Below are 19,703 nucleotides of genomic sequence, written 5' to 3'. Positions count from 1 at the left end.
CTTTCTTTGACATAAGAAAACGTTAACACAAATCAATCAACTTTCATCTTATGTCATCTCCTTTGGAAATAATAAATTCTACGGATTATATCATCTCAGGCGAGGTGTCTTATATGACTGTTTTTTGCTCCAATCATTATTTCTTTGTGAAACCACACAACGATTGGAAAGCAGAAAAACGTGGCATTTGTCCAATTATTGAGGTTTCTGCAACCGTAAGAACACCAAGAGGACTTTTTGCTGCCCAGCCTTATATTTCTATCGGAACAACCCATAGTTTGTTTGAAGTTGTACAGATCAAAGAAAATGTTTTTAAAGTATTGAGAGTGAGAAATTCAACCATTGAAAAATCAGCAATGCTTGACTCGTACAATCCAACGTTTTTGGAAAAAATTTAAAACCAACCAATCCATACTTTTTTAGTCTCATCAAAATTTTTGATGGGGCTTTTTTTTGGTTGAAAAATAATGTTCGTAGAAATACTGAATTTAGATTTTAGTATTTTCTACTCTATCTCTTTTCTCCTACCTATTGTTACTTTGGAATATCAAAAAACAAAATATTAATTATAAAAACAATTTATTATGGAAGAGTACATTGGAATCATCAAGTTATTTGCAGGTAATTTTGCACCTAGAGGCTATTTGCTTTGTGATGGTCAGATATTAAACATACAGCAGTATACAGCATTATTTTCAATTTTAGGTACAAACTATGGTGGTAATGGTCAGACAACGTTTGCACTTCCTGATCTGAGACAAAAATTTCCAATAGGTACAAATAATACAACGGGAATAGGCGTTATCGGAGGTAATAAAACAGTTACCATTGGGACGCAGAATTTGCCTAACCTTAGTCTAAACCTAAGAGTTAGTAATACAGATTCAACAGCATCAGTTCCTGCTTCCGATAGTTTTTTATCCATCCCAGGATCTGTTAGCGGAAGAGATTTTATCCCATCTCTAGGATTTTCTAATGCTGCTACTCCAAATCTTGTGACAATGAATCCTCAATCTGTCACTTTGAGTTCCACTAATACACCAATCGATATTACACCGCCATCTGTTGCGTTGAATTATATTATTTGCGTTGAAGGAATCTATCCATCTCGCCCCTAAAATAAACAAAAACTAATAATCGTGAGAGACTAATAAACATTCTAAGTTAGTAAGTTAAGACCACTTTTCAAATTTGAAGAGTGGTTTTTAATTTAATATACTATTTTTGCGCAATAAAGAATAATAACCAACTTATGAAGACCATCTTTACATTATTTGCTGTAATAATATCATTTACTATTTCTGCACAAGCCATCAATATTCCTGATGTCAATTTCAAAGCTTACCTGGTTGAAAACCCAGAAATCAATACCAATGGTGATGATGAGATCCAGGTTTCTGAGGCTAATAGCTTTATTGGTAAGATTGATTGTCAAGGCAAAAATATCTCTGACTTAAAAGGAATTGAACACTTCACAGAACTGACAGCACTCAACTGTTCATCTAATAAACTCACGCAACTGGATTTATCAAAAAATTTAATGCTTAATACTATGGAGTGTACGTTTAATCAATTGACCGCTCTGGATATTTCAAAAAATCAATTATTAAAGCAATTAATATGCGTAGGTAACGAGTTAGAAAATCTAGACTTGTCAAAAAATATGCCGCTAAACTATGTAAACTGTGCAGTCAATAAATTAACAACTTTAGATATATCGAAAAACATCAATTTAAACTTTTTAGACGCTTCTGTCAATATGCTTTCTGAGCTGGATGTCACTAAGAACACCTTTTTATACTTTCTTCACTTCAGTAGTAATCAGATTCATAATATAGATGTATCAAACAATTTAATGTTAAATGATCTGAACTGCTCAGCAAATCCCATTTCTAATTTGAATCTTCAAAATAATCTTGGTCTAACAAGTCTTTCTTGCTCCAACAGTCTCGTGACTAATTTTGACATTTCTAAAAATATTCAGCTAAAATATTTTTCAAGTACATTTAATAATTTGGAAGCACTTGATCTCTCAAAGAACACCAAATTAGAAACAATAGACTGTAGATATAACTACTTAACTACTTTGGATACGTCAAACCATAGTTTTCTAAGAGATTTATATATTTCGGGAAATCAATTCTCAACATTTGACTTGTCAAACAATTTAAATTTAGAACAGCTACACTGTGACAACAATAAATTCGTCAACCTTGATTTGTCTAAAAATTTAAATCTTAAAGTACTCTGGTGTTCTGAGAATCAAATGAAAAATCTAGATCTCTCAAAAAATGTAAAATTGACTAATATTGATTTAGAAAAAAATAATTTAACAAGTCTGAACCTTAAGAATAATCATAATTCTCTTATTTTTCCAGCTTATGAATACAGTTACAGAGCATTTAGTACCCTTAACAATCCTGAGCTAAAATGTATTCAAGTTGATGATATTAATTATTCCAATACCTATTGGTTAAATAAAGACAGCTGGACGAATTTTAACACGAACTGTAGCCTGTCAGTAAATGATATTAAAAAATCAACAATTCAAATCTACCCAAATCCTGTAAAAGATAAATTCATTATCAATACCAACGATAAAATAGAAACTATTGAAATCTATTCTCAGACAGGACAACTTTTGAAAACTTCAAAATCAACAGAAGTCGATCTTTCTAATTTGCCAAAAGGAAACTATCTAGTGAAAATCAAGACTGATAAAGATAATATTACCCAGAAAATTATTAAAGAATAAAAAAAAGCCTTTCAGATTTGAAAGGCTTTTTTTGTTGAAAATTATTTATTCTTAAAACTATTAATCGCATTCACAGTAAAATCCGACAGAACCAAATTACCGCTGATTCCAGCTCGTTCTGCTAATAAATCGTCCCAATGTTCAGTTCCTTCCCAGAAGATTTCTTTCAGTTGAGACATTGCTTCCGGATTTGAGTTTGCTAATTTCTCAGCCAGAATTTGAATTTCCGCATCCATTTCCTCTGGCGTTTCATAAACATCCTGATACATACTTTTTTCTTGTGCCCATTCCGCAGAATAAAATTCGGTTGCATTGATTGCTAATTGTGCAAAAGATGAAGTACCAATTTTCTTTTCCACAACTGGTCCAATCACGAAAGGTCCAATTCCAACAGCCAATTCACTTAGTTTTACAGAAGCATTTTCTGTTGCAAAGGTATAATCTGCCGCACACGCAATTCCCACTCCTCCACCAACGGCTTTTCCGTGGATTCTTGCAATAATTAGTTTTGAGGATTTTCGCATCGCATTAATGACATTGGCAAAGCCAGAAAAGAATGTTTTCCCAGTTTCAAAATCTTTGATGGAGATCAATTCATCGAAAGATGCACCTGCACAGAATGCTTTTTCGCCTCCACTTTTCAGAATAATAACTTTGACCTCATCATTTTTACTGAGGTCATTAATTTCTTCTACCAGATTTTTAAGTTGAGAACTCGGCATCGAGTTGCTTTGCGGATGAAAAAACTCAATAGTTCCTATTCCGTTTTGTATGGTTGATGTTACGTATGCTTCCATTTATTAATATTAAATAATTGAAAGAATAAAAATTTCGAATTGTAATCCTTTATCTTTATTCTTTTCTCTTTGTTTCTTAAGTTTATTCTTGATTCAGTTTTTTTACCATTGTCAAAATCGTAGCAATTGCGACAGTCTCTCCAGTCTCATCATAAACATCGACTAGCCATCGCACGATTCCTTTGGCGATATCTTCTTCGTCACGTTTTTCCTGATTAATTTTTTCTTTGCAGGTAAATTTCACACCAATCGTCATTCCTGGATAAACAGGCTTTACAAAACGACATTCGTCCAAACCATAATTCAGTAGAACAGGACCTTTTCTTGGGTCAACAAATAATCCCGCGGCTTTGCTCAAAATGAAATAGCCGTGAGCAACCCTGCCTTCGAATATCGTTCCTTCCAAAGACGTTGTATCCATATGCGCATAGAAATTATCACCGGAAACATTAGCAAAATTCGTAATATCAGATTCTGTAACCGTGTGTTTCGCAGTGATATAAGTTTCGCCGATTTTCAGTTCTTCAAAATGTTTTCTGAAAGGATGAATATTATCTTCCCATTGTTTTCCACCGTATTGATATTGCTGAGTAATGTGCGTCAAAGTCGTTGGAGAGCCCTGAATCGCCGTACGTTGCATATAATGAAGAACACCTCGCTTTCCGCCCATTTCCTCGCCACCGCCGGCTCTTCCCGGACCTCCGTGAATCAGCATTGGCAAAGGCGAACCGTGACCTGTACTTTCTTTCGCACAATCGGAATTGAGAATCAGAATTCGTCCGTGCATCGATGCAGCTCCGATAACAAAATCTCTTGCAAAATCGTCATCAGCCGTCACAACTGAACAACAAAGCGAACCTTTTCCCATTCTTGCCAACTCAATCGCTTCGTCGAGATTATTATATGGAATAATTGTACTCACAGGTCCGAAAGCTTCGATGTTATGACAATCTGTATATTTAAATGGGTCAGAATTAAGGAATAAAATCGGAGAAATGAATGCGCCTTTGTTTTTGTCCGCGCCTTTCACCTCAAAATTATCGAGATTTCCAAAAACGATTTCCTGAGTTTTGGCTAATTCCTGAACTTTTTCGGAAACTTCTTTTACCTGATCTTTATTCGCCAAAGCACCCATTCTCACACCTTCCACATTCGGATCTCCGATGACAACCGTTGAAAGCCTTTGTCCAAGCGCAATCTGAACATCTTCAACCAAATCTGCAGGAACTAATAATCGTCTGACTGCCGTACATTTTTGTCCGGCTTTGGTGGTCATTTCGCGGGTTGCTTCTTTGATGAACAAATCGAATTCAGCAGTTCCCGGTTTTGCATCCTCTCCTAAAACCATTGCGTTCAAAGAGTCTGCTTCCAAATTAAAAGGAACCGATTCTTCAATAATTTTTGGATGCGCTTTCAGCATTTTTCCAGTAGAAGCAGAACCTGTAAACGTCACAACATCTTCCATTGTCACATTATCCAATATTCCGTTGGCTGAGCCGCAAATCAATTGAAGACTTCCTTCCGGTAAAATTTGTGAAGCGATAATTTCTTTTACGACGACTTCGGTGAGAAAACTTGTTGCTGTCGCAGGTTTTACGATTGCCGGAACGCCAGCCAAAAGATTGACTGCAATTTTCTCCAGCATTCCCCAAACCGGAAAATTAAAGGCATTAATATGAATCGCAACACCGTGTTTCGGTGTACAAATATGATGACCGATAAAAGTTCCTTCCTTCGAAAGTTTCACTGAATCGCCATCAATATAATAAGGTAAGTCCGGAAATTGCCTTCTCAGCGATGCATTCGAGAATAGGTTTCCAATCCCGCCTTCGATATCTACCCAGGAATCTGCTTTGGTTGCGCCCGTTGCCCAACTGACTTTGTAGAAAATATCTTTCTTTTCTATCAAATGAAAAGCGAGTTTCTTCAACATCAGCCCTCTTTCCTGAAACGTCAGTTTTCTAAGTGCTGGACCGCCGATTTTTCTGGCATAATCCATCATTTCACCAAAATCCAAACCTTTGGAAGTTGCTGTTGCCACCAATTCTCCATTGATAGAATTATATAAAGCCTGCCCTTCTCCTTCTCCTTTTATCCATTTTCCGAGCGCGTAATTTTCTAGTTGCATTATTTCTTTTTGTATTTATGTATAATGTAAAAGGTATTTATGACTTATTGTAACTACTTCAAATATTGATGCAAATCGTGAATACTTTTTACATCAATACATTTTACAGTTCACTAAACTTTCTCAATAATCACCGCAAAACCTTGTCCCAAACCAACACACATTGTTGCCAGCGCATATTTTTTATTTTGATTTTGTAATTCATACATTGCAGAATTCAGGATTCTTGCGCCACTCATTCCCAGCGGATGCCCAAGCGCAATGGCGCCGCCGTTCGGGTTTATTCTCGGGTCGTTATCATCTAAATTCCAAGCTCTGATGCACGCTAAACTTTGTGCAGCAAATGCTTCATTCAGTTCAATAACATCGATATCATCAAAGGTTAATCCTGCTTTTTGCAATGCCAATTCTGCTGCTTTTACCGGGCCAATTCCCATAAACTTTGGCTCAACACCAACAACAGCACTTGAAACGATTCTTGCTTTTGGTATCAATTCAAATTCTTTAATGGCGTTGTCTGATGCTAATAAGTTTACCGCTGCACCGTCATTTAATCCGGAAGCGTTTCCCGCAGTGACTGTTCCATCTTTTTTAAAAGCCGTTCTTAATTTTGATAAGCCTTCCAAAGTGGTATCATTTTTCGGAAATTCGTCTTTATCGAAAATCAAATCGTCGCCTTTTCTTTGAGGAATATTAACGCCAACAATTTCTTGAGACAATCTTCCGTTTTCCTGAGCAAATTTTGCTTTTTGTTGAGAATTAAAAGCAAACAAATCCTGGTCTTCTCTGGAAATTTGGTCACGTTCAGCCAGGTTTTCAGCCGTTTCGCCCATTGCATCAACGCCGTACATTTCTTTCATTTTCGGATTGATGAAACGCCAGCCGAAAGTCGTATCATAAATTTTTGCATCGCCACCAAAAGGACTTTCAGATTTGGAAATCACTAATGGTCCACGTGTCATATTTTCAACACCACCCGAAATCATCAAACCGGCGTCGCCAACCTGAATTGCTCTCGCCGCATTAATTGCAGCAGATAAACCGGAAGCACAAAGCCTGTTGACCGTTTCACCAGGAACGTGATAATCCAAACCAGACAATAAAGCCGACATTCTTGCGATGTTTCTGTTATCTTCGCCAGCTTGGTTGGCACAGCCTAACACAACATCATAAATTCTGCTTTGGTCAATGTTTGGATTTCTTTCCAATAATTTTTTGATGACAAAAGCCGCCATATCATCGGGACGAACGGAAGATAAACTTCCTTTCAGTTTTCCGATTGGTGTTCGGACACCGTCTATTATATATACGTTATTCATTTTTTATGATTGATAAATGATAATCTATAAATGATTAGTTATAGTCTTCGACTCCGCTCAGACTGACATTGTTTTAGAGCGTTGTCACGCTGAGCGGAGTCGAAGCGTCTATGATATTTAATTATAGAATTTTCTATTTTGTTTTACTAAATCTCTAATGATTGGACTGCATCTGTAGCGGTCTTCGTGGTAATAATCATAAAGATTATCTAATTCTTTTTCAAGATTTTCTAATCCATATTCATCCGCCCAATGCAATAATCCTTTTGGATAATTGACACCTTTTGTCATTGCCAAATCGATGTCTTCTGCGGAAGCAATATTTAAGAAATAAGCATCTGCAGCTTCGTTCATCAGCATTACTAAGATTCTTTTGAAAATCGATTCTAATAATTCCGGATTGTCATTTGGTTTTGGTTGTTCAGAATTTTCAGAGTAATCATAAAAACCTCTTCCCGTCTTTTTCCCGAAAAATCCCGCTTCGAATAATCGTTTTTGAGTGAATGACGGTTTGAATCTCGGATCAAAGAAAAATTCTTTGAAGACACTTTCCGTCACTCGGTAATTCACATCGTGACCAATAAAATCCATCAATTGAAATGGTCCCATTTTGAATCCACCCAAACTGGCCATTGCAAAATCAATCGTTGCACAGTCGGCAATGCCTTCTTCTAAAATTCGGATTGCTTCGCCGTAAAATAATCTTGCCACACGATTGACGATGAATCCGGGCGTATCTTTCGCAATTACCGGAAGTTTTTTCCAGCCTTCTACTAAGCTTTTAGTTTTTGAAATTAAATCTTTATCCGTTTGAACTGCGGGAATAATTTCTACCAAAGCCATCAGAGGCGCAGGATTGAAAAAGTGGATTCCAATCACACGACTTGGTTTTTGACAAGCCGACGCAATGGATGCTATAGATAAAGATGAAGTGTTGGTTGCCAGAATGCAATCTTCGAAAACAAGACTTTCCAACTTTTGGAACAAATCTTTCTTGATTTCCAAATCTTCTATAATCGCTTCGATTATTAACTCTGAGTCTTTCAGTTCAGATAACTTATCGCTCAATCGGATATTATCGAAATATGTTTCCGCCTCTTCATAAGTCAATTTTCCTTTTTCTGCTAATTTCTGAAACTGAACGTCAAGATTTTGCCCCGCTATTTCTACGGCTATTGGATTGCTGTCATACAACAAAACCTGATTTCCGGCTGTTGCCAAAACCTGTGCAATTCCGCTCCCCATAGCTCCGCTACCAACTATTCCTATTTTCATTCCTTTTTGTAAAATGTTTTATGTAAAAAGTACAATGACTTTTTTGTTTGGTTAATGACATTTAAAATAATCAAAAGGCTCTCTGCAATCATCACATTGATATAATGCTTTGCAGGCTGTGGAACCAAATTGACTGACTAAATGGGTATGTTTAGAGCCACAAAGCGGACACTCGACCTCATCTGTTTTTGAAAATAATTCGTCATTATTTTTTGAGTAAACAGGTGGTGCAATGCCGTAAGCTTTTAGTTTTTGTTTTCCTTCTTCTGTCATCCAATCGGTGGTCCAGGCCGGGCTTAGCCGATTGGTGATTTTAATGTTATTGAAACCTTTTTCAATCAGCTTCATTTTAATCGCAATATTAATCATCGAGGTTGCCGGACAACCGGAATAAGTTGGTGTAACGACAATTTCGATTTCATCTTCATTGAGATTCACATCACGAATGATTCCCAAATCTAGGAGATTGAGAACAGGAACTTCCGGGTCAGGAACTTCTTCTAAGATTTGCCAGATATGTTCTTCTGTGACTATCATTTTTTATTTTTATCGCGAAGGCACAAAAATTAATATTCTTTATTCACAACTCGTGCGCCTTTGCCTTACTGCTCTACCACTCCATATTAGGATAAGTGCGCTGCATCATTTGCATTTCTGCTAAGATGTAACCCATTTTCTCGGTATGTTTTCCATCTTTCCCACCAGTTAATTGTCTTGATTTTGAAAAATCAACTGATAAAGTTGCTTCGTTTAGGATTTCAAGAACTTTGGTTTCCCATTGAGTTCGGAACGTTCTGATATCCGGAATTATATTTTGTTCAATTAATTCTGATTCCCAATTGGTTGGAATGAACATTTCGTCTGTAAAGTCAATGATACTTTCAACTGATTTTTGAATTCTGTTATGACTTTCTTCTGTCCCATCTCCTAAACGAATCATCCATTCACTGCTCCATTTTAAATGATAAGTCACTTCTTTCAAAGACTTTTCAGCAATGGAAGCGAGTTTCAAATCGGAATGATGTTTCAGTTCCGTCAATAGAAGATGATGATAGGCATCGAAAAAAAATTGTCTTGCAATCGTATCTCCAAAATGTCCATTATCCCTTTCAACTAAAAGCAGATTTTTGAATTCTCGTTCGTTTCTAAGGAAAGCCAAATCGTCTTCTGATTTTCCTTCATTCTGAATTTCGGCTGCATACTGATAATAGTTAGAAGATTCTCCCAACAAATCCAAAGCAATATTCGACATTGCAATATCCTGCTCCAAAACTGGTCCTTTTCCGCACCATTCGCAGAGGCGCTGACCGAGTATCAGGCTGGTGTCGGCGAGCTGTAATATATAATTGAGATAATTATTGTTCATTGGTTTCATTTGTAATTGGCGTTATAAACCACCCCGAATTTCAAAATATTTGAAATTCTGCCCCTCCAAGGGAGGGGAATTTTTTTACATATTCTTCACTTCTTCCGGAACGTGGTAAAAGGTCGGATGACGGTAGACCTTGTCTTCCGAAGGTTCGTAAAAGGCTTCGGAATCATCGGGATTAGTAGCGTGGATGTGCTTGGATTCTACAACCCAAATGCTGATACCCTCCATCCTTCTCGTATAAACGTCACGTGCATTTTGGATTGCCATTTCTGCATCAGCAGCATGAAGACTACCGACGTGCTTGTGGTCCAAACCCTGTCTGCTTCTGATAAAAACCTCCCAAAGCGGCCATTCTGTATTTTGCATAATATTTCAGATTAGAGACAAAAAGATTAGAGATAATAGACCTTAATCTTTTTGTATATTATTAGTTATCTCTCGCAGATTACACAAATTTTGCTAATTTAAAATACATAATCTGTCAAATTTGCAAAATCAGCGAGAAATAATTTATACTGTTTTTCTGTTTCGTTCTTCTCTTAATTTTCTTTTCTCGTGATAAGCGGTTGCTGCTTCTCTTACCCAAGCACCATCATCGAAGGCTTTTTTACGGGTTTTGATTCTTTCTTTGTTGCAAAGTCCGTTTCCTTTGACCACTTTCCAAAACTCGTCCCAATCGATTTCTCCGAATTCGTAATGTCCGGTTTCTTCATTGAATTTCAAATCTGGGTCTGGAATTGTCAAGCCCAGATATTCAGCCTGTGGAACGGAAACATCTACGAAACGCTGTCTCAGCTCGTCATTAGTGAAACGTTTGATTCTCCATTTCATCGAGAGCTCTGTGTTTCCAGAGTCGGCATCCTTGGGTCCGAACATCATCAAAGTTGGCCACCACCAACGATTGAATGCATCTTGAGCCATTGCTTTCTGCTCCGGCGAACCTTGAGCCAACTTCATCATCAGCTCGTAACCTTGTCTCTGATGGAAACTTTCTTCTTTACAAATCCTAACCATCGCTCTGGCGTAAGGTCCGTAAGACGCTCGGCAAAGCGGAACCTGATTCAGAATTGCAGCACCATCTACCAGCCAGCCGATGGCACCCATATCTGCCCAAGTCAAAGTTGGATAATTGAAAATGCTTGAATATTTGGCTTTTCCTGAATGCAAATCATTGATGGTTTCATCTCTTGTAACGCCTAAAGTTTCGGCAGCACAATAGAGATAAAGTCCGTGTCCGGCCTCGTCCTGAACTTTTGCCAGAAGGATTTTCTTTCGGTTCAAAGTTGGTGCGCGAGTAATCCAATTGGCTTCCGGCAGCATCCCGACAATCTCGGAATGGGCGTGCTGAGAAATCTGACGAATTAAGGTTTTTCTGTACGCGTCTGGCATCCAGTCTTTGGGTTCGATACGGATTTCGTTATCTATTTTATTCTGAAAATGTTCTTCTAAATTGATTTCTGTTGTTTCCATAATGTTTTTGTTTAATGGAATTTATTTAAACGCAAAGAGCGCAAAGATTTTAATTTTAAAAATTTATTTCTTGATTACGACCTCTCTTTTTTATACCGAATCCGCAGCCCGGCCTGAGTGGAGCTCATTTTTTGCGGCTGGAAAAGCTTGGCAAAAAATAGCGGGAACGGAGGACGGATTAAGCTGCCATAATTATTATCTATTTAATATCAAAATTCACCACTACTTCTTCCGAACGCGGATGTGCCTGACAAGACAAGATAAATCCTGCTTCAATCTCATCAGGTTCGAGAGAATAATTGATGTCCATTTCTACTTCGCCTTTCTCTAATTTACATTTGCAAGTGGCACAAACACCGCCTTTGCAGGCGTAAGGCAAATCGGCGCCGTTTTGTAAAGCCGCATCCAGAATCGTTGGTCCGTGATAAGCTAAATCCAATTTTAACGCGGTCGCGTCTAATTTTACTGTGACTTTACTAAAGTCATCATCGGATTTATTAACTGCCAGCTCGTGTTCTTTTTTCTTTTCCGCCGAAGCCGCACTGAAGAATAATTCGAAATGAATTTTCTTAGCTTCAACTCCTGATTGGATTAATGTATCTCTCACGCTCAGAATCATTTCTTCAGGTCCGCAAAGGAAAACTTCATCGATTTTTTCTGCCGGAATGATATTCTTAATAAAAGATTCTGCTTTTTCAGAATTGATTCTTCCGCTCAACAAGTCAGCATCTGCCACTTCTCGGCTGAGAATGTGATAAATGCTCAATCGTTCCATAAAACGGTTTTTCAAAGCTTCTATTTCTTCTTTGAAAATAATTGTTCCTTTATTCTTGTTTCCATAAATCAGGATGAATTGGCTTTGAGGCTCGTTTTTCAAAACTGATTTGATAATTGAAATAATCGGCGTTATTCCGCTTCCTGCAGCAAAAGCAACATAAGTTTTTTTATTTTCAGGGTTGAGTTCCGTGTAGAATTTCCCCATTGGCGGCATCACTTCCAAAACATCGCCTTCTTTCAGATTCTCATTCATAAAAGAAGAGAACAAACCTTCGGGAACTTTTTTCACAGCGACTTTTAATTCGCCTTCATATGGACTTGCACAAATAGAATAAGAACGACGCAATTCTTGCTCGCCATTCATTTGCCGGAATGTCAAATATTGTCCTTGCGTGAATTTGAATTGTTCCGATAATTCTGCAGGAACATCAAAACTCACGGAAACACAATCTGGTGTTTCTTTCTTGACTTTCTTTACTCGTAATGGATGAAATGTTGTTGACATTTTTATTTTTTATTTGAACACAAAGTGCACAAAGATTTTTTTGAAATTATTGAAAATATTTTAAGGTTCACAAAGGCGTAAAACTTAATAAAGATTCAATCTATATTCTAATTATTTAAGCCGTTCATTAATAAAGTTTTCAAATCTTCTTCCAATTCCTGAGGTGTGATGTCGCGGCTTGGTTTGTACCATAATTCTATCCACCTTAAGGAAGATAGCATTGTGAACAATGCGACGGAAACATTCATTTTTTTGAATTCTCCGCTTTCCATTCCCTGTTCTATGATATTGGCAAAGCTTTTTTCGTAGGATTTTCTGATTTGCTTATATTGATTTTTCTTCTCTTCCGAAAGATATTTCCAGTCGTTATTCGCTACAGAAACCGAAGCCGAATCTTCTATAATCAACTGAACGTGAAGTCCAATAATTGCTCTCAGTTTTTCCTGAAAACTTTGATTCGTATTTTCGATTTCCTGCAATTGGGAAATATATTGATTGGCAATTTTGAAACAAATCAATTCCAGAATTTCATCTTTGGATTTGATGTGATTGTACATACTTGCGGCTTCCATTCCGACTTTTTCTGCCAAGTCGCGCATACTTGTTCCGCCGAAACCTTTTTCTTTGAAAAGCTTGGCGGCTTCTGACAAAATCAATTCTTTTTTATTGATTTTAATTTTCGGTATAAGAACATTTTCTTCCATCATTCTAATACTTCAACAATTGTTCTATTTCTTTAATTAATTTTTCTGTGTTCGGCAGCATTTCTTTCTCCAATTCAGAATTGATAGGAATTGCAGGAAGATTTTTTGCACCAACTACTTTTACAGGCGCATCCAGATGTCTGAAACAATTTTCACTGATTCTCGCTGCCAGACTTTGTGCAAAGCTATTGTTTACAGGTTCTTCTGTCAAAACGATGCATCGGTTATGTTTTTTCACACTTCCGAAAACCCGGTTTTCATCCAAAGGTGCGAGCGTTCTTAAATCGATGATTTCAATTTGATTATCAAATTGTTTCGCTGCATTCGAAGCCCAATAAACGCCCATTCCATAAGTAATGATGGTCACAGTTGGCTTATCTTTTTGATTATCACAAAGCAAAACTTCTCTGGCTTTTCCAAACGGAATGATGTAATCCTCGTCCGGTTCAATGGTTTTCGCTGCTTCGGTTCCTTCGATTTTTGACCAATACAATCCTTTATGTTCCAGCATCACAACCGGATTTGGGTCATAGAAAGCGGCTTTCATCAAACCTTTTAAATCTGCGCCTGTTGAAGGATAAGCGATTTTAATACCTTTGATATTCGTCAAAACACTTTCCACAGAACTCGAGTGGTAAGGTCCGCCACTTCCGTAAGCGCCAATCGGAACTCGCAGAATCATTGACACCGCCCATTTTCCATTAGACAAATAATAGCTTCTGGAAACTTCGGTGAATAACTGGTTCAAGCCCGGCCAAATGTAATCTGCGAACTGAACTTCGACAATCGGTTTCAATCCAACGGCGCTCATCCCAACTGTTGAACCAACGATAAATGCTTCCTGAATTGGTGTGTTGAAAACTCTTTTCTCTCCGAATTGTGCCGCTAAAGTAATCGCTTCACGGAAAACACCGCCTAATCTTAAACCTACATCTTGCCCATACAATAAAGCTTCCGGATGTTTCTGCATCAATTCTCTGATGGCGAATAACGCACAATCTACCATTACGGTTGGAATTTTTCCGCTTGGAGAACGTTCTCCTTTTTCTTCGGTAATTGGTGTTGGTGCGAAATCGTGTTTGTAAGTATCTTCAGGCTTTGGGTCTTCCGCTAAAACAGTATTTTCAAAATCGGTTCGTACCAGTTCAGCAACTTCTTTTTCTATGATTTCAATTTCAGAATCTTCTATACTAAATTCTGAAAGTGTATTTCTTAATTTGATTAATGGATCATTCTTTGCGCATTCTTCCAAATCATCACGATACCATTCTTTTCTAACACCAGACGTGTGGTGATTCAATAAAGGTACTTTTGCATGAATCAACATTGGTCGGCGTTCTTCACGGATGATTCTGATGCATTCTTTGACGGTTTCATAAGACTTAATAAAATCAGTTCCGTCTATGGTTCTGGTTTCGATGCCATTGAAACCTCTCATATATTCTGTGATATCCTGTGCACGGATTTCTTTGGCGTTGGCAGAAATATCCCACTCATTGTCCTGAACGAGATAAAGAATTGGCAATTGCTTCAAAGCGGCCATTTGAAATGCTTCGGAAACTTCGCCTTCTGTACAGCTTGCATCGCCGAGTGAACAAACTGCTATTGGTTTTTGTTCAAGGTTGTCATCAATTCCGGTTTCCTCCTTATATTTCATTCCCATTGCAATTCCTGTGGTTGGGATGGCTTGCATTCCTGTTCCAGAACTTTGGTGAATCATTTTTGGAAAATCATCCCGTCTTAAACTTGGGTGAGAATAATAAGTTCTTCCGCCGGAAAACGGATCGTCTTTTTTTGCTAGTAGCTGAAGCATCAATTCGTAAGGCGTCAATCCAACGCCCAACAAAATTGAATCGTCTCTGTAATAAGGACTCACAAAATCCTGTGGTAACAATTGCATTCCCAAAGCCAATTGAATCGCCTCATGTCCACGGGAAGTAGCGTGCACGTATTTTGAAGTGATCTTTTTCTCCTGTTCAAACAAATCGCTCATTGTTTTGGCCGTAAACATCAATCGATAAGCCGATTTTAGTAAATCAGTCAGGCTAATTTCTTTGTTTAAAAAATGTTTTTTGGTCATTTCCATATTTAAACATTTGACATTCAATCTATTATTATCAGTTTTGATAATTGAATGTGATTTATTCAAAAATACACTTTTTTATTTAACTAACAAATGTTAGTTAGTTGAACTTAATTTTTGAATCTCATTGAAAATCATTACTTTTATCAAAACTTAACCTATGAAAAAATCTTTCCTTTTTATTTCCATCGTAATTACTTGTGGTTTTGGATTTGGACAAATAAATCCTATCCAAAATTTAATCTGGAATCATTATTATGATCATACAAATTACAGGGATATCTACTCTCTTTCTTGGCAATCACCCGAAACACCACATAATGAATTGATCGGATACAATATCTACCGCGGAAATGAATTATATAAATTTCAGACAACAACATCTGTAGGTTGCAATCCTGATTGGGGTATAACTTCTGGCTGTGATTTTCTAAATTATAATAATGGCAGCTCATTTACAGGCTTTGTCAAAGCTGTTTATGAAGGAAATATTGAATCAGAATCTTTTTCTTTTGAAGTAGGAGGTGTGATGTTGGATGTTACTGATTTTAAATTGAAATCAATAAGTATATTTCCAAATCCAGCAAAAGATATTCTCAACTTTTCAGAAGAAATTTCAAATATCAAAATAATAGACCTTTCCGGAAAGATTGTTAAACAAATTTCCAATTCAGAAAAATCCCTTAATATTTCAAAACTTGGGAAAGGAACTTACATTATTTCCGCAACTACAAAATCGGGAGAAACCATCAATAAGAAGTTTATAAAAGAATAAATTCCTTTCTTAATTATATAATCCTTTCAGCTATTGAAGGGATTTTTTGTTTAATATTATTAAAATATCTTTCTCTTCACGAAATAAAAATTTAAATTTTGTAGTTTTGAAGATTAAACAAGACAGATGAAACGCCAACGTTCAAAACTTCTTTAATATTATTAATAAAAACAATTATTGGCGTTCCATCTGACCATATAAAAAAGATAAATAAGAATAGATGAAAATTAAAATACTTTTTGGAATTGCATTTTGGTCACTTTTGCTATTAGCAGGCTGTAATCGTGATGATATTTCCTTTGATTCACCCACTCAACTTTTGAGATTCTCTACTGACACGGTTTTCTGTGATACAGTTTACAACCAAATGCGTTCGGAAACTTATGCCGTGAAGGTTTACAATAATGAAAATAAGGATGTTCTCATTCCAAGAATTGCTTTGGAAGGCGGAAGTGGTTCGCTTTACAGAATCAATGTGGATGGAAAAGTCGGAACGAGTTTCGAAAATGTAGCTTTGAGAAAAAAAGACAGTCTTTATGTTTTCGTAGAAATTGCGCCAGTTGCCAGTGCTCCAGAAATGATTGCTGAAGACAAGGTAGTTTTCAACACACCAGCGGGCGAACAAAAAGTAACACTTCTTTCCGTGGTTCAAGATGCAGAATATTTTATCAAAACGGATACGAATCCTAACATCATTTCTGAAAATACCACTTGGACAAAAGATAAAGTGAAAGTGATTTTTGGAGATTTGACTATTGCCGAAGGTAAAACTCTGACAATGGAACAAGGGACGAAAGTCTATTTCCGAAAAAATAGCGGAATGAATTTCGCAAAAAATTCGATTCTTGATGTAAAAGGTGTTTTAGGTGAAGAAGTGATTTTTCGAGGTGATAGAAGCGACACGAAGTATGACACTCTCCCTGCCAACTGGAACGGAATCAAAATGGAAGAAGGTTCTCTTCTTAATATGAATTACGCCAGAGTTTTCGGTGGGAATGTTGGACTTCAATTAAAAGAAAGTACTGCAGAAATTAATAATTCTATTTTCCATACATTCCAAAATGCCGGAATCTATGGAATTCATTCGAACATCACAGCTAACAACCTAGTAATGAACAATTGTGGAGAAGCAGACCTTGCTATTGCAGGAAGCGGAACTTACAATATAAATTATTCTACATTGGCTAATTATTGGAACCTTAACTCTTCTATGTCTGCGGTTGGAATCTTTGCGAGCAATACTTGGGAAAATGAAAATGGTGAATTAGAATCTGGTCTTGTAACTTTAAATGTAAAGAATTCTATTATTTATGGAGACACTTTAGATTTAGTTTCTTTAAGCAATAATTCGGCTGGGACAGCAATCAGTGCGCGTTTTGATAATACTTTACTGAAACTAAGTTCTAACTCAGCCTTCACTCCGATTGGGGATAACATAATCAAAAACGAAGACCCAAAATTCCAAAACTATTTCACTCAGAAAATGAATCTTCGAGTGAAGGATGACTCGCCTGCAAAAAAGAAGGGCACAAATCTAAATAATAACAATACTACAAAAGATATTGTCGGAATCACTCGGACTTATCCTGCAACTTTAGGGGCTTATCAATAATGGAAATCACAACACTACAAAATCAGGTTGATGAATGGATAAAAACCATTGGTGTTCGTTATTTCAATGAATTGACAAATATGGCAATGCTGACAGAAGAAGTAGGTGAAGTTGCCAGAATCATTGCCAGAAGATACGGCGAACAATCTGAAAAGGAATCAGACAAATCCAAAGATTTGGGCGAAGAATTGGCTGATGTCCTTTTTGTGACACTTTGTTTAGCGAATCAAACAGGAACGGATTTGCAGTCAGCATTTGATAAAAAATTAAAAGTTAAAACAGAGCGTGACAGAGACCGACACGCCAATAATGAAAAATTAAAATAGAGAGAGGTAAAATGTAAGAATTCAAAAAATTTTATTGACCTTTTACATTTTACTTTTCACATCTTACAAAACTATGATATTAAAAAAATCAGAATTAATAGACGGAAAAAATATACAAATTACCGGTTCGAAAAGTATTTCGAACCGTCTTTTGATTTTAGGGAAATTGTTTGGGAATATTGATATGCTTAATCTTTCCAATTCTCAGGACACAACTTTATTGAAAAAAGCTTTGGAATCAGATTCCGAAACCATTGATATTCACCACGCTGGAACTGCGATGAGATTTCTGACTTCTTATTATTCCATTTTTGAAGGCAGAAAAACCATTTTGACAGGTTCTGACAGGATGAAAAATCGCCCTATCAAACCTTTGGTAGACGCTCTTCAATTGCTTGGTGCTGATATTACTTACCTTGAAAAAGAAGGTTATCCACCATTACAAATCATCGGAAAAAAGATTGAAAAAGATTCGGTTAAAATTTCCGCCAATGTTTCAAGCCAGTTTTTAACTTCTTTGATTTTAATTGGAGGAAAATTAGAAAACGGATTAACATTGGAATTGGAAGGCGAAATTACGTCTCGTCCTTATCTGGAAATGACTTTGAAAATCCTAAACGAAATCGGAATCAAGTCTCATTTTGCTGAAAATACAATTGAAATCCTACCTCACCCTGAAAATGCAAGAATCGAACATTACGAAGTAGAAAGCGACTGGTCTTCAGCTTCCTATTTTTATTCTTTGGCGGCAATTGGTAGAAAATCTATCAACCTTAGAAGTTATCACACATTGTCTTTACAAGGCGATAGCGTGATTAAGGAAATCTACTGGAAATATTTCGGAATCAATACAGTTTCGGATTATGCGGAAAATTCGATTTCATTGTTGCCAGAACCGGCCTTTCAATATCCTGAATCGATTTCTTTGGATATGAACGATTGTCCGGACATCGCTCAAACGCTTTGTGTGACGGCGACGGCATTGAAAATCCCTTTTGTCATCACAGGACTTCACACTTTGAAAGTGAAAGAAACAGATAGATTGGTGGCGCTTCAAAATGAATTATTGAAAATCGGAGGAAAAACACATATTACGGTTGAGAAAATTGAATCTTGTGAATTCATCGAACCAGAAGAAAATATCTCTATTGCGACTTACAATGACCATAGAATGGCGATGGCTTTTGCGCCGTTTGCTCTGATTAAGGAATTGAATATCGAAAACGAAGATGTTGTAGAAAAATCTTATCCCGAATTTTGGGAGGATTTTGAGAAGGTAACAACGAATTAATTTTACATTAATGAAAAACTATATTCTCATTTTACTGTTTCTAATTCCATCCACGATTTGGTCTCAATATCTTTTACCAAATGAGGAAATCGTGTATTCTTTTGAAACAAAGAATGGGAAGAAAATGGCTTTGGTCAAGGATAAAACCAACAAGTACATTCAGTACCGCTTTGGAACCAAAAGTAAAATTGAAATGGAATTTCCGAAAGAGAGAACAAAAGAAAGTTGGAAACAGTTCCACTACAATTCTTATTGGCGTGGTGGCGGTGTAGCCAATGCAGGAATGGAAATAGATAATCTGCAATTCTTCAATAATGGTGTAGAATATTTACTTTTTAGAACTTATCATGCTGAAGGTGAGGTATATTCAGCGGGAATAATTGTCACTAATAAAACTAAAAAAACAACTCGGATCATTGGAAATTATAAGACCGTAAAAGGTTGCATATGCAATTTGCAAGACACGGGAATGATTGAAATAGAAGATATTGGATTAAGTTTTTAAATCACAGAA

Annotated in this window: 19 protein-coding genes; 8 read left to right on the top strand and 11 right to left on the bottom strand. The window is 36.7% G+C overall.

The features are described 5' to 3' along the window. Nucleotides 1–50: 50 nt before the first annotated feature. From KI430_RS14715 to KI430_RS14705, 3 genes are all read left to right on the top strand, one after another. Nucleotides 51–398 (top strand): hypothetical protein, encoded by a 348-nt coding sequence (locus KI430_RS14715; protein ID WP_248875698.1) that lies wholly within the window; start codon nucleotides 51–53, stop codon nucleotides 396–398. A gap of 186 nt (nucleotides 399–584) precedes the next feature. Continuing rightward, entirely contained in the window at nucleotides 585–1,118 is a 534-nt protein-coding gene (locus KI430_RS14710; RefSeq protein WP_248875697.1) for a phage tail protein, read from the top strand. A gap of 134 nt (nucleotides 1,119–1,252) precedes the next feature. Continuing rightward, entirely contained in the window at nucleotides 1,253–2,755 is a 1,503-nt protein-coding gene (locus tag KI430_RS14705; RefSeq protein WP_248875696.1) for a T9SS type A sorting domain-containing protein, read from the top strand. A 41-nt stretch (nucleotides 2,756–2,796) separates the two neighbouring features. Here the strand turns inward: KI430_RS14705 and KI430_RS14700 are convergent, their stop codons facing one another. The 11 genes from KI430_RS14700 to KI430_RS14650 form a co-directional block, all read right to left on the bottom strand. After that, a complete protein-coding gene (locus tag KI430_RS14700; RefSeq protein ID WP_248875695.1) occupies nucleotides 2,797–3,552 on the bottom strand; it encodes an enoyl-CoA hydratase/isomerase family protein in 756 nt (251 codons plus the stop codon). Between the two features lie 82 nt (nucleotides 3,553–3,634). Further along, nucleotides 3,635–5,680 carry a phenylacetic acid degradation bifunctional protein PaaZ gene (paaZ, locus tag KI430_RS14695; RefSeq protein ID WP_248875694.1) on the bottom strand — a complete coding sequence of 682 codons (2,046 nt, stop codon included), beginning with the start codon at nucleotides 5,678–5,680 and terminating at the stop codon, nucleotides 3,635–3,637. 113 nt (nucleotides 5,681–5,793) lie between these two features. Next, nucleotides 5,794–6,999 (bottom strand): 3-oxoadipyl-CoA thiolase, encoded by a 1,206-nt coding sequence (gene pcaF / locus KI430_RS14690; protein WP_248875693.1) that lies wholly within the window; start codon nucleotides 6,997–6,999, stop codon nucleotides 5,794–5,796. Nucleotides 7,000–7,116: 117 nt separating this feature from the next. Then, nucleotides 7,117–8,274 (bottom strand): 3-hydroxyacyl-CoA dehydrogenase NAD-binding domain-containing protein, encoded by a 1,158-nt coding sequence (locus KI430_RS14685; RefSeq protein WP_248875692.1) that lies wholly within the window; start codon nucleotides 8,272–8,274, stop codon nucleotides 7,117–7,119. A 51-nt stretch (nucleotides 8,275–8,325) separates the two neighbouring features. Further along, complete coding sequence (paaD, locus tag KI430_RS14680; RefSeq protein ID WP_248875691.1) at nucleotides 8,326–8,811, bottom strand: 1,2-phenylacetyl-CoA epoxidase subunit PaaD; 486 nt, start codon at nucleotides 8,809–8,811, stop codon at nucleotides 8,326–8,328. Between the two features lie 73 nt (nucleotides 8,812–8,884). After that, the gene (paaC, locus tag KI430_RS14675; RefSeq protein ID WP_317231433.1) at nucleotides 8,885–9,640 is read right to left on the bottom strand and encodes a 1,2-phenylacetyl-CoA epoxidase subunit PaaC; all 756 of its coding nucleotides are present in this window, start codon (nucleotides 9,638–9,640) and stop codon (nucleotides 8,885–8,887) included. Between the two features lie 84 nt (nucleotides 9,641–9,724). Beyond that, the gene (gene paaB / locus KI430_RS14670; RefSeq protein WP_248875689.1) at nucleotides 9,725–10,012 is read right to left on the bottom strand and encodes a 1,2-phenylacetyl-CoA epoxidase subunit PaaB; all 288 of its coding nucleotides are present in this window, start codon (nucleotides 10,010–10,012) and stop codon (nucleotides 9,725–9,727) included. A 144-nt stretch (nucleotides 10,013–10,156) separates the two neighbouring features. Continuing rightward, complete coding sequence (paaA, locus tag KI430_RS14665) at nucleotides 10,157–11,116, bottom strand: 1,2-phenylacetyl-CoA epoxidase subunit PaaA (protein ID WP_248875688.1); 960 nt, start codon at nucleotides 11,114–11,116, stop codon at nucleotides 10,157–10,159. Between the two features lie 199 nt (nucleotides 11,117–11,315). Continuing rightward, nucleotides 11,316–12,398, bottom strand: a complete 1,083-nt coding sequence (gene paaE, locus KI430_RS14660; RefSeq protein ID WP_248875687.1) for a 1,2-phenylacetyl-CoA epoxidase subunit PaaE — start codon at nucleotides 12,396–12,398, stop codon at nucleotides 11,316–11,318. Between the two features lie 107 nt (nucleotides 12,399–12,505). Then, nucleotides 12,506–13,105 carry a TetR/AcrR family transcriptional regulator gene (locus tag KI430_RS14655; protein WP_248875686.1) on the bottom strand — a complete coding sequence of 200 codons (600 nt, stop codon included), beginning with the start codon at nucleotides 13,103–13,105 and terminating at the stop codon, nucleotides 12,506–12,508. 1 nt (nucleotide 13,106) lies between these two features. Beyond that, complete coding sequence (locus KI430_RS14650; RefSeq protein ID WP_248875685.1) at nucleotides 13,107–15,182, bottom strand: thiamine pyrophosphate-dependent enzyme; 2,076 nt, start codon at nucleotides 15,180–15,182, stop codon at nucleotides 13,107–13,109. A 163-nt stretch (nucleotides 15,183–15,345) separates the two neighbouring features. On the opposite strand from KI430_RS14650, the gene KI430_RS14645 reads away from it, so the two are divergent. The 5 genes from KI430_RS14645 to KI430_RS14625 all read left to right on the top strand — a co-directional run bounded on the left by KI430_RS14645 (nucleotide 15,346) and on the right by KI430_RS14625 (nucleotide 19,694). Beyond that, a complete protein-coding gene (locus KI430_RS14645) occupies nucleotides 15,346–15,960 on the top strand; it encodes a T9SS type A sorting domain-containing protein (RefSeq protein ID WP_248875684.1) in 615 nt (204 codons plus the stop codon). 220 nt (nucleotides 15,961–16,180) lie between these two features. Next, nucleotides 16,181–17,572: a hypothetical protein gene (locus KI430_RS14640; protein ID WP_248875683.1), complete on the top strand. Its 1,392-nt coding sequence runs from the start codon at nucleotides 16,181–16,183 to the stop codon at nucleotides 17,570–17,572. Then, a complete protein-coding gene (locus KI430_RS14635) occupies nucleotides 17,572–17,898 on the top strand; it encodes a nucleotide pyrophosphohydrolase (RefSeq protein ID WP_248875682.1) in 327 nt (108 codons plus the stop codon). The genes KI430_RS14640 and KI430_RS14635 overlap by 1 nt, the downstream gene beginning before the upstream one ends. A 73-nt stretch (nucleotides 17,899–17,971) precedes the next feature. Then, nucleotides 17,972–19,189, top strand: a complete 1,218-nt coding sequence (locus KI430_RS14630) for a 3-phosphoshikimate 1-carboxyvinyltransferase (protein ID WP_248875681.1) — start codon at nucleotides 17,972–17,974, stop codon at nucleotides 19,187–19,189. A 10-nt stretch (nucleotides 19,190–19,199) separates the two neighbouring features. Next, nucleotides 19,200–19,694: a hypothetical protein gene (locus KI430_RS14625; protein ID WP_248875680.1), complete on the top strand. Its 495-nt coding sequence runs from the start codon at nucleotides 19,200–19,202 to the stop codon at nucleotides 19,692–19,694. Nucleotides 19,695–19,703 lie beyond the last annotated feature (9 nt).

This window comes from Epilithonimonas zeae (assembly GCF_023278365.1).
In the GTDB taxonomy this organism is placed as follows: domain Bacteria; phylum Bacteroidota; class Bacteroidia; order Flavobacteriales; family Weeksellaceae; genus Epilithonimonas; species Epilithonimonas zeae_A.
The sequence above is the reverse complement of the archived record's forward strand: the minus strand, read 5'-3'. Positions and strand labels throughout refer to the sequence as shown.